Source organism: Methanotorris formicicus Mc-S-70, from assembly GCF_000243455.1.
Lineage (GTDB): Archaea > AGJL01 > Methanococci > Methanococcales > Methanococcaceae > Methanotorris > Methanotorris formicicus.
Genome location: NZ_AGJL01000015.1, coordinates 21743 through 36023, shown reverse-complemented (window position 1 = coordinate 36023; position 14281 = coordinate 21743). Strand labels below are relative to the sequence as shown.

Genomic DNA, 14281 nt, shown 5'->3' with positions numbered 1-14281 from the left:
ATGTTATCACCTTCAACTATTTTTTTGATACTATATATCTATTGAGTTATATATTTAATGTTTTGATGGGAACTACGGTAATTAGTGTTAAAATGGTGGGATTATGAATATTAGAAAAAATTTATTATTTTTAATATTGGCATTGGTGTTTATAACTCAAAGTTATGCTTATTTAACAGTTGAATTTAACATAACTAATAGAGATACTAATGAAACTAAAACTTTTGATTATTATGTGGATTTAAATCAGTTGAATAATCCTAAAACTTATGAAAATGATTATTCCACCATAAAATTATGGTTGGAAAATTATACGGATAGTGGCAATACATATTATTATTTACATTGGAATATCACAGCAAAAGTTAATTTAAATTATACCGCAGAACTATTTGATACTTCAAATGAGCATCCAGATTGGACAGGAAGTAATCCGTATGGACCTAAGAATTTAAATGTAGCTTATTATGACCATGAATATTGGACATCAATAAAACATGATGAAATTGGTCCAGAATATAAACCCTCAACAACAAAATCCCCAATTCCTTTAGGGGCAATAATATTAACATTAATAGTTGTTCCATTGCTCACTTTAAGAAAGGTGAAAAAATGAAAAAAATCATCTCTCTCTTTTTATTTTTAGTCCTATTTTGTGGATGTTTAAATAATGAAAATAATAAAAACTACTTAGATACAAATAACAACATAGGATATTCAAAAAATAAATTAAATATCAACAATTTTTGGGTTTATTATGGCTCAAACAACATAGAAAAACTCTCAAAGTATGATTTAGTTATTGTTGAACCATACAACTACAATAAAGAAGACATTCAAAAACTAAAGTCATTAAATCCAAATATAAAGGTTATTGCCTATCTAAGCATTGGAGAAGTTGATAAAGATAGGCCATATTTCAAAGAATGTCAAAAAATAATTGTTGGAAAAAATCAAAATTGGAAGTCCTACTATGTAAATGTCTCATCACCAACATGGCAAAAGATAATGCTAAATGAAGTTAAAAAATTTAAGGATATGGGATTTGATGGTGTATTTTTGGATACAGTTGATAGTGCAATTTACACAAACCAAAAAAATGAAGTTATTGAATTAGTCAAAAAAATTAGAATAGAAAATCCAAACATCATAATCATCCAAAATAGGGGTTTTGAAGTTGTTGATAAAACTGCCCCGTACATAGATGGATTTTTATTTGAAGATTTTACAACATACTATGATTTTGAAAATAAGAAGGCATATTATTGGAAAGGTAGTGACCTAAATTGGATTAATGCTCAAAGTGAAAAACTAAAAAATTTGAAGGAAAAATACGGCATAGTTGTTCTAACTTTGGATTATGTGAATAACGATGATGAGATGATAAAAAATAGCATAAAACATGCTGAGAAATATGGGTTTATTCCAATGATAACAAATAATATTAATTTAAATTCAATTTAATTAAATATTCAAATCTTCAAAAAAAAGGTTAAATATTTGTTTTTATAAAACACAAATAATATAATTACCAATGGAAAATTAGTGATATTATGAAAAAGATGTTTTTACTATGCACCATATTTATATTTAGTATACAGATGTGCTTTGCAGAGGAGATAGATTATACAATAAATATGAATAAAAATGCTACTACAAATACATATAGTGGAAATACTACTATTCAGATTCCTAATGGGGTACAGTTGAAAGTGCGATTTTAAAGGTGACGAGTAGATCAGGTTATACTGGTAGTTTTGTCTGGAGCTATAGTTGTACTATAAGTTATAGTTGTAGTAACGGCGGTTCTTTTTCAAAACAGTATAATCAATATACTAATCATGATCCGTATACTAGAACTTATAATTTAACAAATTATTTAAAAGATAAGAATAAATTTTGGGTTTATGTATCAGTTTCTTTTCCTAATACTATGAAGAGTGCATCTGCCAACGCAGTTCTCAATATAACCTATAAAAATAATACTCAAAATATCAACAACCAACCAATAAAAACACCAATTCCTTTAGGGGTAATACTCCTAACATTAATAGTAATTCCATTACTCACTTTAAGAATAATAAAAAAGTGAAAAAATTATAATATCTATTTTTTTATTTTTATTTTATATTTTTCTCTTTTTAGCCACAACGCCGATATAACATCCAAAGTTCTTTAAAAAACTTTTATAAATGAATTTATCAATAAAAGAATTTGTAATATTTGTTCCAAATGTGTATTTTATACGAAAATTATATTTATTTAGTGCATTTTCAATATATTTAATTGTGTAAAATTTTGTCTTTACTCTTATCCTCCTCCCATTTGAAAACCTAACTAACTCCCCTTTTTTGTTTCTTATTGCTTTTATGGTCTTCTTTATGCCTTTTCTTTTTATGTTTCTAAGAATCCATTTTATATCATAGGCGTTGGCAACAGTAAATATAAAAATCCCATCTTTTTTTAGAACTCTTCTTATTTCTTTTAACGCTCTATCTAAATTTACATGATTTAATGCTCCAAAAAAGGAAATCACACAATCAAAGGTGTTATTTTTAAAAGGTAAATTTTCAGCATTTCCAACAACAACTAATTTATTTGTCTTTTTATTTGCTATTTTCGCCATTTCTATTGATATATCCAATCCAACAGCATTATTTAACTTCTTCAACTGCTCTCCACTACCACATCCAACGTCCAAAACAAAAAACCCCTTTTTAATCTCTTTTGAGATGATAATATTTTCCACTTCTCTCATCCATTTCAATTTCTCAAAACTATATGCTTTATCATACTCCTTTGCCAATGCATCATAATATTTTGCCAATCTCATACTCTCACGAATCCAGTGAAACTTTTAGAAAAAGTTAGGCAAAACCTAACGGTTTTAAAATCCAACAAATTCCAATATTAGATGTCCCAAAGTATATAAACCTATCAAAATTATTATGGTTCCGCTTATTAATGGAAGTTTGTTTATTTTTTCACTTCCAGCATATTTTTTGATGAATCTCTTGCTTTTAACAAATAAAACTGACAAAGTTGTTAAACTTAACGCCAATCCTATGCTGAAAACTACCACATAAATTAGACCATTTAAAACATCTCCCTCCGCAATTGAAAGTAAAAGGACAGCCAATGCCGCTGGGCATGGGATTAATCCAGCAGATAAGCCAATGGCAATAACTCCTTTTTTTGTATCTATCTTGTGCTCATGTGGATGGAAATAATTGTTCAAAATCCACAATCCCACGCCTATTAGTATTGCTCCCCCTATTACACTCATCAAATCATGAGCAATCCCTGCACTTACACTTTTCATCAGGTAAATTGACAAAATGCCAAGCATAAACACAACAAAAGTGTGGGATAAGGTTATTGTTGCTCCCAATGTTATGGCATCTTTAATATCTGCCTTAGTTCCCAAAACGTACGCTGCTAAAACACTCTTTCCGTGTCCGGGTTCGAGGGCATGCAACATACCGAGTATGAACGCTGTTGCAATGAAAACAAACTCCATGAAAAACACCTTCATAATTATTATTTAAATAATTTAAATTATTGTAATACTTAATATTATTATACTTAGGCTTATATTTAAATAGTTTATTACTAAAAAAGAAAATTTAATATGTATTAAAAATGTCTTTAATTATTTTTATTATGAGAAAATAATAATAAATAAGAAAAAATAATATTTAAATCATATTAATAAAGTATATTTGAATACTCATAAAAAATAGTTAATTATATATAGTATAAATCAAGTTTATAGTAATTGAATTAATTTCTTTTGAATTAATGGGGTGATAACATGCATATAATGGAGGGATACCTTCCACCAATGTGGTGTGCATTTTGGTGGATTGTGTCTGGTGTAGTGATGGCTTATGGAGTATACAAATTAAAAAAATTATTTGAAGAAAGTCCAGAAATGAAGCCATTAGTTGCAATATCTGGAGCATATATGTTTATATTAAGTTCTTTAAAGATGCCATCAGTTACAGGAAGTTGTTCCCACCCTTGTGGTAATGGGTTAGGGGCAGTGTTATTTGGTGTTCCAATAACTGCTGTTTTAGGGGCTATTGTTCTATTGTTCCAAGCATTATTCTTAGCACATGGTGGTTTAACAACACTTGGAGCTAATGATTTTTCAATGGCAATTGTTGGACCAACTGCCGCAATTATTGTATATAGGTTATGTATTAAAGCAAGATTAAACTCTTCAATTGCAATATTCTTCGCAGCATTGTTTGGAGATTGGTTAACTTATGTTACAACAGCAGTTCAATTAGCAATTGCATTCCCAATACCTTCATTCACAGCGGCATTTACAAAATTCATTGTAATTTATGCATACACACAAGTTCCTTTAGCAATTGCAGAAGGTCTATTAACAGTCATAATTTGGGACTACATTAAGAAATTAAGACCTGACTTGTTGTTGAAGTTAGGGGTTGTTCCAGAGGAAGAACTAAAACCATACTTAAATCCTGCCCCTGTAGGAGGTGAATAAATTGGAAACAAAACATATTATACTATTAGGATTAGTTGCATTAATAATTACTATACCTTTAATAATGTATGCTGGTAAAGGTGAAGAACAAGGATACTTTGGAGGCTCTGATGATGTAGGTACTGAAGCAATAGAGGCTACAGGTTATCATCCATGGTTTCATCCAATATGGGAACCTCCAAGTGGAGAAATTGAAAGTTTATTGTTTGCTTTACAGGCGGCAATTGGGGCTATAATTATTGGATATTACATTGGATACTATAATGCAAAAAGACAGATGGCAGCTTAATATCTTTTTTTTATTTTTATCTTTATTTTTTTTAAAAAGAATTTAAAGGTGGCTTTTATGAAATATAACACTGTTGATAACATTGCTTTTAACAATAAGTTAAAGCATGTAAATCCAAAATTGAAGGTTATATTTGCTTTATCTCTACTTCTAATCTCTGTTTTTTCAAAGTCAGCAATAGTTCCATTGTTAATATTTTTTGTAGTATCTATATTATTGTTATTCAAGGCAAAAATCCCGAAGAAAATTTATGTTGTATTTGTTGGGATTCCATTTGGGTTTGGATTATTAAATTTACTAATATTTGCCTTTTTATTTGGAACAGTTGAATGGTTCAAGATAAATATCTTTGGATTTGAAATTCCCATATACAAAGATGGAATTGATTTAGGAGTTTTACTGTTTGGGAGGATGCTCGGAGGAATTAGTAGTATGTTATTTTTGGCTTTTACAACACCAATGGTTGAATTATTTTATATATTTAGAGAGTTGAAGATGCCAGATGTTGTTGTTGATATGATGATGCTTATTTACAGATATATTTTTGTTTTATATGAAGAATATGAAAGGATGAAATTTGCTCAAGAATCAAGGTTAGGAACTTCAAACTTAAAATCAACATACAAATCTCTTGGTGCTTTAGCCGCTCATTTATTTATTAGGGCTTGGGAGAAAGGGGAAATATTAAACATTACAATGATGGCAAGATGTTATGATGGAAAGTTGAGATTACTACACAGCATAGAAAATCCACCAATTAAATACATTTTATTTATTGCAATATTTGATATACTTTTGATAATATTGGTATATTTGACAAGAAATTTTGCTATAACTTCATACATAAAAATCTAAGGTGAAATGATGAACATAATTGAAACGAGAGATTTACATTTTCAATATCCGGATGGGACAAAGGCGTTAAATGGCATAAACTTTATAGCAAAAAAAGGGGAAATGGTTGCCTTATTGGGTCCAAATGGTGCGGGGAAATCAACGCTTTTTTTACACTTCAATGGGATTTTAAAGCCAACAAAAGGAGAAATTTTAATTAAAGGAAAATCAATAAAATACAATTCAAAAGATTTAATTGAGGTTAGGAAAACAGTAGGCATCGTATTTCAAAATCCAGATGATCAACTATTTGCCCCAACAGTTAAGCAGGACGTTGCCTTTGGGCCTTTAAACTTGGGATTGGATGAGGGGGAGGTTGAGAGGAGGGTTAAAGAATCATTAAAAGCCGTAGGAATGGAGGCCTTTGAGAACAAACCCCCTCATCATTTAAGTGGCGGGCAGAAAAAGAGGGTCGCTATCGCTGGAATTTTAGCAATGGAGCCTGATGTTATTGTTTTAGATGAACCAACGGCAGGCTTAGATCCAATTGGAGCATCTCAAATTATGAAATTGCTATATGAGTTAAATAAAAAAGGAATGACGATTATAGTATCAACCCATGATGTTGATTTGGTCCCAATTTACGCAGATAGGGTTTATGTGATGAGTAAAGGACAAATAATAAAAAGTGGGACTCCAAAAGAGGTCTTTGAAGATGTTGAGACAATAAGAAAGGCAAATTTAAGATTGCCGAGAGTTGCTCATTTGATTGAGGTTTTGAGAGATAAAGATGAGTTGCCTATTGAAATGGGATTTACTATTGGGGAAGTTAGAAAGAATTTAAGAAGATATTTGGAAGAAAAATGCTAATTAACTATAAATAGTTAGGTTTCCAAATAAAATTTTATGATGGAATTAATCCTCTCTACTCTTGAACTTAGTTTAATATTTTTAAAATACTCTGTTCCTGGGTTAATTGTAGGAGTATTTGTTGCAGAAATTTTGATAGAGTTTGGTATCATTGGAAAAATGTCCTTTATTGGAAATATCTTTATAAAACTTGCAAATCTTCCAGAGGAATGTGGAATAGCGATAACTACTGCATTTATAGACCCAAGGACTGCAAATATCATGCTCGCTGATTTTTATAGGAATGGGGCAATAGATAAGAAGGAATTATATATCGCCTCATTAATAGATGCATTTCCTGCGATGTTGAGGCATTGGGATTCTGTATTGCCTGTTTTGTTGGCTACATTGGGAAATTGGGGATTAATATATTTTTTTATTTTAGTTTTGATTGGTTTACTCCAAACGCTATTTTTTGCATTATTGGGGAAGGCCTTAATAAAGAGAAATACAAAAGCAAGTAATAAGAAAAAACAGAATATTAAGGTAAATTACAAACATGCTTTAAAAAATGCACTAAAAAAGACCATAAAGAACTCTTCCCAAATTTTAAAAACAATGATTATTGCATCAATTCTAACATCTTTTTTAATTGAAATTGGAATATTTGATTATTTAACAAACTTTATAAAAAATTACATAGGATTTTTGCCATTTTCAACAGAGGAATTAACGATATCAATAACTTCAATGATTAATGCCATAGCATCCTACACAATGGCAGGAGCAATGTTGAAAGAAGGAACTATTGATGCATTTAGGGCTATAAGGGCATTATTATTTGGTTCCATATTATCGAGTATAACCATGATTAGATGGCTAATTCCATATTATGTTGGAATTTATGGGTTTAAAGACGGGACGAATTTGATGCTCATCTCAACATTGGCGAGGGTTTTTATAACAATCCTATTTGTTGCTTTAATAAGTATCTTTGTGGGATAATATGAGAATAAAATATCAAAAAATTGGGGATATTTTAATTGTTAAGGATAATCTAAATGAAGAAGAGATAAAATACCTCGTAGAAAAAACAAAATGCAAGACAATTGCAAAATATACAGCACAAATAACTGGAGATTTTAGAACACCACATTTAAAAATACTCTATGGGAATGAAACAGAAACCATCCACAAAGAACATGGGTGTTTATTTAAAATTGATGTTAAAAAAGTTATGTGGAGTATGGGGAATATTAAAGAAAGAGAAAGGATGGCAAAAATTAGCAATGAAAATGAGGTTGTTGTAGATATGTTTGCTGGGATTGGATATTTCACAATTCCAATGGCAAAACATTCAAAGCCAAAAAAGATTTATGCAATTGAAATAAATCCTACCTCTTACCATTACCTCTGTGAAAACATAAAATTAAATAAATTGAATAATGTTGTCCCAATTCTAAGCGATAATAGGAAGGTTGAGTTTAAGGATATTGCGGATAGAATAATAATGGGCTACGTCCATAAAACACACAAGTTCTTAGATAAGGCTTTTGAATTTTTAAAGGATAAGGGGATTATTCATTACCACGAAACTGTTGCAGAGAAGATTATCAACATCAGACCCATTGAAAGGTTAAAGTTCTATGCAGAAAAAAATAACTATAAATTAGTTGGTTATAAAATATTTAAAATAAAAAAATACGCCCCCGGAGTTTGGCATGTTGTTGTTGATGCAGAGTTTGAAAGAATAAATAAAAATTAAAATCATTTTCTCCTTATTTTTATGAAATCGCCAAGGGTTAATCCCTCATCTCCACTACTTGCACTATAATCAATGTCTCCTTCTTCATATAAGCTTATACCCAATTCCTTCTCCAATCTTTTTACATATTTTTCTTCTGGCTCTAATTCATTTCTCTCTATTTTATGGAGGGTAGAAACCTTAATCCCTACACGCTTTGCAAGTTCTTCAATAGTCAATCCCTTTTCCTCTCTCGCTTCTCTTATAACATCACCATAATCCTCGACAAGCGTTTTTAAGTTATCGAATAAATCCTTATAAGGTCTTTTTGATTTTTTTGTAGATGTGGTTTTTGAAGTAGGGGTTTTGGCAACCCCTAACCTTGAATAACTTTTTGGGGTAACTCCAAATTTTGCACATTCCTTACACACAGTCATTTCAACGCCTTCAATCCTAACTTTGTATAATTTTGTTGTCTCTTTCCCACAAAGTTCACAAATGTTCATATCCAATTCACCTTTCAAACAAAGAATGCTGAAGATTTTTACAGAAATACCAATTAACCATTAAATATAAATACGTAAGCATGGATATTAAATATATTATTAAGGTATTTAATATTATAAAATTTTGATATTAATAGATTAGAATTTAAAAATATTACCAATTTTCACAACACATATATATTTTATTTTTCATTATATATTTATGGAGGTAATATAATGGCTTATGAAGAATACAACGATATAAAAGAAAACAATGAAAAAATAGATTTAAATGAATTTAAAGAGAAAGCATATATTGCCGAATTGGAAAGCAAACTTTTACGAATGGAGATGGAAAAGAGGGACTTGGAGAGAGAGAATTTACAATTAATAAAAGAAAATGAAATCCTAAAGAGAGAACTTGACAGGTTGAGAGTCCCTCCATTGATAATTGGAACAATCATTGAAAAAGTTAGCGATAGAAAAGTTGTTGTAAAGAGTTCAACAGGACCGCATTTTTTGGTTAATGTTTCTCAATTCGTAAATCCAGAGGAGTTAATGCCAGGAGCAAGGGTTTGTTTAAACCAGCAGACATTGTCTGTAGTAGACATTCTTCCAAAAGAAAAAGATATAAGAGCAATGGCTATGGAGATTGATGAAAGACCAAGAGTTTCATTTAGCGATATTGGTGGATTGGCAAAACAAATCCAAGAAATCAAAGAAGTTGTTGAACTTCCATTAAAGAATCCAGAATTGTTTGAAAAGATTGGTATTGAACCTCCAAAAGGAGTTCTCTTATATGGACCTCCGGGAACTGGTAAGACATTGCTTGCTAAGGCAGTTGCAGCAGAAACCAATGCAACATTCATAAAAATTGTTGGTTCAGAACTTGTAAAGAAATTCATTGGAGAAGGTGCAAAGTTGGTTAGAGATGTCTTTAAATTGGCAAAAGAAAAAGCACCATCAATAATATTCATTGATGAAATTGATGCTGTTGCTGCAAAAAGAACAGAGGCTTTAACAGGTGGGGATAGGGAAGTTCAGAGGACATTAATGCAACTCTTAGCGGAGATGGATGGATTTGAAGCAAGAGGGGATGTCAAAGTTATTGGAGCAACAAACAGATTGGACATATTAGACCCAGCAATATTAAGACCTGGAAGATTTGATAGAATCATAGAAATTCCTGCACCAGATGAGGAAGGAAGATTGGAGATATTAAAAATACATACAAAAAAGATGAACTTGAAGGACATAAATTTAAAGAAAATCGCAAAAATGACAGAAGGTTGCGTAGGGGCAGAATTAAAAGCCATCTGCACAGAGGCAGGTATGTTTGCAATTAGAGAAGGAAGGGAGTATGTAACAATGGATGATTTCATGAAGGCAGTGGATAAAATCATAGGTAAAAAGAGAAAAGGAGAAGTTATATCTCCACATTTGGAAGTGTTGTATAGATAAATTTTATTTTTTCAAAAAATTTTATTTCAAGAATAAATTATAAACTAAATTATATATACCCTCCTTTCTTTGTTTTAAGAACTCTTCAAATTTTTCAATAGACCATAATTCCTCGTTTTCAGATATTAAATGTTCTTTAAGGAAATTTTTATAATTTTGAAGATATTCTTTTGGATTGTTTGAATTTATAGACTCATTTATTACTCGGTCAATTATTGTTATATTTCCTAAGTCATCTATTAAATCTTTGTCAGTAATATTGAATTCTGAAAGATATTCTTTTGGGAATATATGATGTCTATGGTAATCCCTATTTTTTACAATTTCAACCACCAATCTATTTTGCACTGTCCAGTCTCTTGCATTATTTTTGAAAAGTGCAATCATTAAAAGCATCATGTATTTTCTACCTTGAACTTTTAAAGATTCTGCAAAGTTATCTTTATCTCTCATAAATCTATCAATTGTAAAGTTATCTTCATTTTCAAGTTTTCTAATTAATTCATCAATTGGGAAGTTATCATCTTTTATAATATTTATATATTTTTCAATTTTTGAATCTTTTGAGTATCTCCCTGCATAAGATGATAATATGAACCATTTTGCCAATTTTTTCTTTTCTATTTCAGGAATAAAATATAGTGTTTGAGTTATTTTCAGTATCGGAATCACAAAGTGGAACATGTGGAAATTCATCTTCAGGACTCCAAAGTATTATTGAACCTACGGGATAACCTTTTATTATTGATTCGAAGAAATCCTTTATTCTTTCTTCATTCCATACAAATCCTCTCTGAATTGTAGGTATTTTATAGGAACTCCATTCTTTTATAATTCTCCTAATGCTAATTGTTTTACTTGTCATTTTATCACCCACTCCCAGGTAAAAAATAAAAAAATTAAAGAATTTAGAATGGCACCCTAAAATATCTCCCAGCATATTTTGGATAACCCAACTCCTCCTCAATTCTAATTAATTGATTGTATTTTGCTGTTCTCTCTCCCCTTGCTGGTGCTCCTGTTTTTATTTGCCCTGCATTTAATGCAACTGCCAAATCAGATATGGTTGTATCTTCTGTTTCTCCACTTCTGTGGGAAACAACAATCCCATATCCATTTCTAAATGCAAGGTTTGCAGCGTCAATTGCCTCACTCAATGTTCCAATTTGGTTAACTTTTAATAGCAAAGCGTTTGCAGCACCAACTTCAACTCCCTTCCTCAATCTGTTTATGTTTGTAACAAACAAATCGTCCCCTACAATTTGAATGCCTTTTAATTCCTTTGTTATTATAGCAAATCCTTCAAAATCCTCCTCATGCAACGGGTCTTCAATAGACACTATTGGATATTCATTTACCAACTCTTTGTATAATTCAATTAATTGCTCCCTTGTTAATTTTTCTCCTTTAACAATGTAGTAACCATCCTTATAGAACTCACTTGCCGCACAATCCAATGCAAATACGATATCATCTTCATAACCTGCCATCTTTGCAGCATCAACAAGCAAGTCTAATGCCTCTCTTGCATCTTTAATTGATGGAGCAAATCCTCCCTCATCTCCAACATTTACAGCATTTTTCCCATATTTTTCTAAAATAACCTTTTTCAATGCTTGGTATGTTTCTGCCCCAATTCTTATTGCCTCTGTTATTGAGTCAGTTCCAACAGGCATTATCATAAACTCCTGAAAATCAAGTTCATTTCCAGCATGTTTTCCTCCATTAATAACATTCATCATTGGAACCGGCATAATATAGGAGTTAAACCCTCCTAAGTATTTGTAGAGTGGGAGTGATGCCGTATCTGCTGCTGCTTTTGCTACTGCCATTGAAACTGCTAAAATTGCATTAGCCCCCAATTTTGATTTGTTCTCAGTTCCATCCAACTCAGTCATGATAATATCAATTTCCCTCTGCATCCTTGAATCATACCCAATTAATTCTGGTTTTATGATTGAGTTTACGTTATCAACTGCCTCTAAAACCCCCTTTCCACCAAATCTCTTTGACTTATCCCTCAACTCTAATGCTTCATGTGTTCCAGTTGATGCACCACTTGGAACTATTGCTCTCCCAAAACCTCCTCCAAGGGTCAATACCTCAACTTCAACTGTTGGATTTCCCCTTGAATCCAAAATTTCTCTTGCATGAATATCGTAAATTTCAAATGAATCATCAATGTGTTTTAACACATTTTCACCTCCGTTATAAAAATGGTTGTTGATATTATATATATAGTTGTTTGCGAATTTTATTGGAATTAGTTGAATAACTTTGTTATTCAACTTCCCTGCAACCGTAGGTTGCAGTGGATATTTATATACCATAAATTTTGAATGGTTGTATCATTACCCTAAATTTTAAAAATAAGTTATGTCTATTCCAAATTTATTAGAGTTATGTCCATCGAACCGAAGGTTTCCACCTAAATATTTAACGCAAACAACTATACTTTGAATTTAGCAATATTTTTAATGTATAAAAAAGTTGTGAAAACTTATTCCATTGTTCTTTTAAGTTCAAAGAAATCTGATAATTTTGGAAAAAATAGTGTTGAATTCAACAATTAAGTGGTGAACCTAGTTGTGTTTTCTATAGTACATCGTATATAAATGTTTTTACTACCAATTGCCTAAAAATAAAAAATAAATATTTAAAAGTTTGAATATAATCCAAGAAAACAATAAATAAAATAAAAATAACAAAAACTAAAATAAAAAACAAACTAATCAATTGAAGCAATTTATTGAAAGCGAATTTCACACATTATTAATAAATGTAATGGTGAAAATATGATAACAGATGCTATAAAAAAGGTTGTTGAATTTAAAGATTTAGATGAGAGCGAGGCAATTGAAGTTATGAATGAAATAATGGGTGGGAAAGCCACACAACCACAAATAGCATCAATATTAACAGCTTTAAGAATGAAAGGAGAGACTCCAGTAGAGATTGCATCATTTGCAAAGGTTATGAGAGAATTTGCCACAAAAATTAATCCAAAAGTTGATAAACTTGTAGATACTTGTGGAACCGGTGGAGACAATTTAAATACATTCAACATAAGTACAACCGTTGCGTTTGTTGTTGCAGGTTGTTGTGTAGCAGTGGCAAAACATGGAAATAGGAGTGTAAGTAGTAAATGTGGAAGTGCGGATGTTTTGGAAGCATTGGGAGTTAATTTAGACATTCCACCAAAAAAGGTTGAAGAATGCATAGAAAAAGTAGGGATAGGGTTTTTATTTGCTCCCCTTTACCACTCTGCTATGAAACATGCCTTACCAGTTAGAAAGGAGATTGGAATAAGAACTGTCTTTAATGTTCTTGGACCTTTAACAAATCCTGCAAACGCTGAATACCAAGTTGTTGGGGTTTATGATGGAAACTTAACTGAGAAGATTGCAGAGGTTTTAAAATTGTTGGGGTTAAAAGGAGCCATGGTTGTGCATGGAAGTGGAATGGATGAGATAACAACAACAGGAGAAACAAAGATTTCTGAATTAAAAGATGGGGATGTAAAAACATATACAATAACTCCTGAAGAATTTGGATTTAAAAGAGCAAATGTTGATGAATTGAAAGGAGGAGATGCAAAAGAAAATGCAAGAATTTTGAGGGAAATTTTAGATGGAAAAGAGGGGGCTAAAAGAGATATAGTTTTAATTAATGCTGCTGCCGCTTTATATGTTTGTAATGAAGCGAAGTCACTTGAGGAAGGGATAAAGATGGCAGAGAAATCAATAGATAGTGGAAAAGCAATGGAAAAATTAGAAAAACTTGTAGAGTTCACAAATAACATTCAAAAATAAAAAGGATGATACTATGCCAATAATTAATGTTGATAATAAATTAATTTTAAAATCCATGAAAAAGGTTTTTGTTGAAGAATTGGAAGAAATGGAAAATGAGTTGAGAAAATTGTATGAGAAATACAACATAAATAGCAGTAAGGATTTGGCGTTTAATATATCAGAGGGATTTATAACTGGCGAAGAGGCAAGAAATGATTTGGAAAGGATGAAGTATTTAGAGGAGAACATTGAAAGGATTAGGGGATATTTGAGGGATATAAACTTATTATCCATTTAATTTGGTGAAAT

General features: G+C 30.9%; 17 protein-coding genes. 11 read left to right on the top strand and 6 right to left on the bottom strand.

Features of this window, described 5'->3' with window-relative positions; all coding sequences use genetic code 11:
* The first annotated feature begins 103 nt into the window (after window positions 1-103).
* Complete coding sequence (locus tag METFODRAFT_RS03895) at window positions 104-616, top strand: hypothetical protein (protein WP_007044236.1); 513 nt, start codon at window positions 104-106, stop codon at window positions 614-616.
* On the top strand, window positions 613-1464 hold the full coding sequence (locus METFODRAFT_RS03890) for an endo alpha-1,4 polygalactosaminidase (protein ID WP_007044235.1): 852 nt from the start codon (window positions 613-615) through the stop codon (window positions 1462-1464). Before METFODRAFT_RS03895 ends, METFODRAFT_RS03890 begins: the two co-directional genes overlap by 4 nt.
* Window positions 1465-2125: 661 nt before the next feature.
* On the opposite strand, the gene METFODRAFT_RS03880 is transcribed toward METFODRAFT_RS03890, so the two are convergent.
* Window positions 2126-2833, bottom strand: coding sequence for a class I SAM-dependent methyltransferase (locus METFODRAFT_RS03880; RefSeq protein WP_007044234.1), 708 nt, complete (start codon window positions 2831-2833; stop codon window positions 2126-2128).
* A gap of 54 nt (window positions 2834-2887) precedes the next feature.
* Window positions 2888-3520 (bottom strand): HoxN/HupN/NixA family nickel/cobalt transporter, encoded by a 633-nt coding sequence (locus METFODRAFT_RS03875; protein ID WP_007044233.1) that lies wholly within the window; start codon window positions 3518-3520, stop codon window positions 2888-2890.
* A gap of 294 nt (window positions 3521-3814) precedes the next feature.
* Here METFODRAFT_RS03875 and cbiM point away from each other — a divergent pair, with 294 nt between their 5' ends.
* From cbiM to taw2, 6 genes are read left to right on the top strand one after another with little or no spacing between them, the layout of a single operon-like run.
* On the top strand, window positions 3815-4516 hold the full coding sequence (gene cbiM, locus METFODRAFT_RS03870; protein WP_007044232.1) for a cobalt ECF transporter S component CbiM: 702 nt from the start codon (window positions 3815-3817) through the stop codon (window positions 4514-4516).
* A 1-nt stretch (window position 4517) separates the two neighbouring features.
* On the top strand, window positions 4518-4805 hold the full coding sequence (locus METFODRAFT_RS03865; RefSeq protein ID WP_007044231.1) for an energy-coupling factor ABC transporter substrate-binding protein: 288 nt from the start codon (window positions 4518-4520) through the stop codon (window positions 4803-4805).
* A gap of 57 nt (window positions 4806-4862) precedes the next feature.
* Window positions 4863-5660: a cobalt ECF transporter T component CbiQ gene (gene cbiQ / locus METFODRAFT_RS03860; RefSeq protein ID WP_007044230.1), complete on the top strand. Its 798-nt coding sequence runs from the start codon at window positions 4863-4865 to the stop codon at window positions 5658-5660.
* A 9-nt stretch (window positions 5661-5669) separates the two neighbouring features.
* Window positions 5670-6509, top strand: coding sequence for an ATP-binding cassette domain-containing protein (locus tag METFODRAFT_RS03855; protein WP_007044229.1), 840 nt, complete (start codon window positions 5670-5672; stop codon window positions 6507-6509).
* A gap of 36 nt (window positions 6510-6545) precedes the next feature.
* Window positions 6546-7493 carry a hypothetical protein gene (locus METFODRAFT_RS03850; protein WP_007044228.1) on the top strand — a complete coding sequence of 316 codons (948 nt, stop codon included), beginning with the start codon at window positions 6546-6548 and terminating at the stop codon, window positions 7491-7493.
* A gap of 1 nt (window position 7494) precedes the next feature.
* Window positions 7495-8253: a tRNA(Phe) (4-demethylwyosine(37)-C(7)) aminocarboxypropyltransferase Taw2 gene (gene taw2 / locus METFODRAFT_RS03845; protein ID WP_007044227.1), complete on the top strand. Its 759-nt coding sequence runs from the start codon at window positions 7495-7497 to the stop codon at window positions 8251-8253.
* Between the two features lie 2 nt (window positions 8254-8255).
* Here taw2 and METFODRAFT_RS03840 read toward each other — a convergent pair whose 3' ends face one another.
* Window positions 8256-8738, bottom strand: coding sequence for a multiprotein bridging factor aMBF1 (locus tag METFODRAFT_RS03840; RefSeq protein ID WP_007044226.1), 483 nt, complete (start codon window positions 8736-8738; stop codon window positions 8256-8258).
* 216 nt (window positions 8739-8954) lie between these two features.
* On the opposite strand from METFODRAFT_RS03840, the gene METFODRAFT_RS03835 reads away from it, so the two are divergent.
* A complete protein-coding gene (locus METFODRAFT_RS03835; RefSeq protein ID WP_007044225.1) occupies window positions 8955-10178 on the top strand; it encodes a proteasome-activating nucleotidase in 1224 nt (407 codons plus the stop codon).
* 21 nt (window positions 10179-10199) lie between these two features.
* On the opposite strand, the gene METFODRAFT_RS03830 is transcribed toward METFODRAFT_RS03835, so the two are convergent.
* Genes METFODRAFT_RS03830 through eno form a run of 3 tightly spaced genes read right to left on the bottom strand, consistent with a single transcriptional unit; the run spans window position 10200 to window position 12361 of the window.
* Window positions 10200-10862 carry a hypothetical protein gene (locus METFODRAFT_RS03830; protein WP_083820837.1) on the bottom strand — a complete coding sequence of 221 codons (663 nt, stop codon included), beginning with the start codon at window positions 10860-10862 and terminating at the stop codon, window positions 10200-10202.
* Window positions 10804-11043, bottom strand: coding sequence for a DUF262 domain-containing protein (locus tag METFODRAFT_RS03825; protein WP_048115524.1), 240 nt, complete (start codon window positions 11041-11043; stop codon window positions 10804-10806). The genes METFODRAFT_RS03830 and METFODRAFT_RS03825 overlap by 59 nt, the downstream gene beginning before the upstream one ends.
* Window positions 11044-11086: 43 nt before the next feature.
* Complete coding sequence (gene eno / locus METFODRAFT_RS03820; RefSeq protein ID WP_173361553.1) at window positions 11087-12361, bottom strand: phosphopyruvate hydratase; 1275 nt, start codon at window positions 12359-12361, stop codon at window positions 11087-11089.
* Between the two features lie 612 nt (window positions 12362-12973).
* Here eno and trpD point away from each other — a divergent pair.
* Both trpD and METFODRAFT_RS03810 read left to right on the top strand, forming a co-directional pair.
* Entirely contained in the window at window positions 12974-13990 is a 1017-nt protein-coding gene (gene trpD, locus METFODRAFT_RS03815) for an anthranilate phosphoribosyltransferase (protein ID WP_007044222.1), read from the top strand.
* Window positions 13991-14003: 13 nt separating this feature from the next.
* Complete coding sequence (locus METFODRAFT_RS03810) at window positions 14004-14270, top strand: hypothetical protein (protein WP_007044221.1); 267 nt, start codon at window positions 14004-14006, stop codon at window positions 14268-14270.
* The last annotated feature ends 11 nt before the right edge of the window (window positions 14271-14281 follow it).

Coding starts and splice junctions, on each gene's coding strand:
- METFODRAFT_RS03835 (WP_007044225.1), top strand. CDS start 8,955: ATGGCTTATGAAGAATACAACGATATAAAAGAAAACAATGAAAAAATA.
- METFODRAFT_RS03850 (WP_007044228.1), top strand. CDS start 6,546: ATGATGGAATTAATCCTCTCTACTCTTGAACTTAGTTTAATATTTTTA.
- METFODRAFT_RS03895 (WP_007044236.1), top strand. CDS start 104: ATGAATATTAGAAAAAATTTATTATTTTTAATATTGGCATTGGTGTTT.
- METFODRAFT_RS03810 (WP_007044221.1), top strand. CDS start 14,004: ATGCCAATAATTAATGTTGATAATAAATTAATTTTAAAATCCATGAAA.
- METFODRAFT_RS03840 (WP_007044226.1), bottom strand. CDS start 8,738: ATGAACATTTGTGAACTTTGTGGGAAAGAGACAACAAAATTATACAAA.
- taw2 (WP_007044227.1), top strand. CDS start 7,495: ATGAGAATAAAATATCAAAAAATTGGGGATATTTTAATTGTTAAGGAT.
- cbiM (WP_007044232.1), top strand. CDS start 3,815: ATGCATATAATGGAGGGATACCTTCCACCAATGTGGTGTGCATTTTGG.
- METFODRAFT_RS03830 (WP_083820837.1), bottom strand. CDS start 10,862: ATGTTCCACTTTGTGATTCCGATACTGAAAATAACTCAAACACTATAT.
- METFODRAFT_RS03825 (WP_048115524.1), bottom strand. CDS start 11,043: ATGACAAGTAAAACAATTAGCATTAGGAGAATTATAAAAGAATGGAGT.
- cbiQ (WP_007044230.1), top strand. CDS start 4,863: ATGAAATATAACACTGTTGATAACATTGCTTTTAACAATAAGTTAAAG.
- METFODRAFT_RS03875 (WP_007044233.1), bottom strand. CDS start 3,520: ATGGAGTTTGTTTTCATTGCAACAGCGTTCATACTCGGTATGTTGCAT.
- trpD (WP_007044222.1), top strand. CDS start 12,974: ATGATAACAGATGCTATAAAAAAGGTTGTTGAATTTAAAGATTTAGAT.
- METFODRAFT_RS03855 (WP_007044229.1), top strand. CDS start 5,670: ATGAACATAATTGAAACGAGAGATTTACATTTTCAATATCCGGATGGG.
- METFODRAFT_RS03890 (WP_007044235.1), top strand. CDS start 613: ATGAAAAAAATCATCTCTCTCTTTTTATTTTTAGTCCTATTTTGTGGA.
- METFODRAFT_RS03880 (WP_007044234.1), bottom strand. CDS start 2,833: ATGAGATTGGCAAAATATTATGATGCATTGGCAAAGGAGTATGATAAA.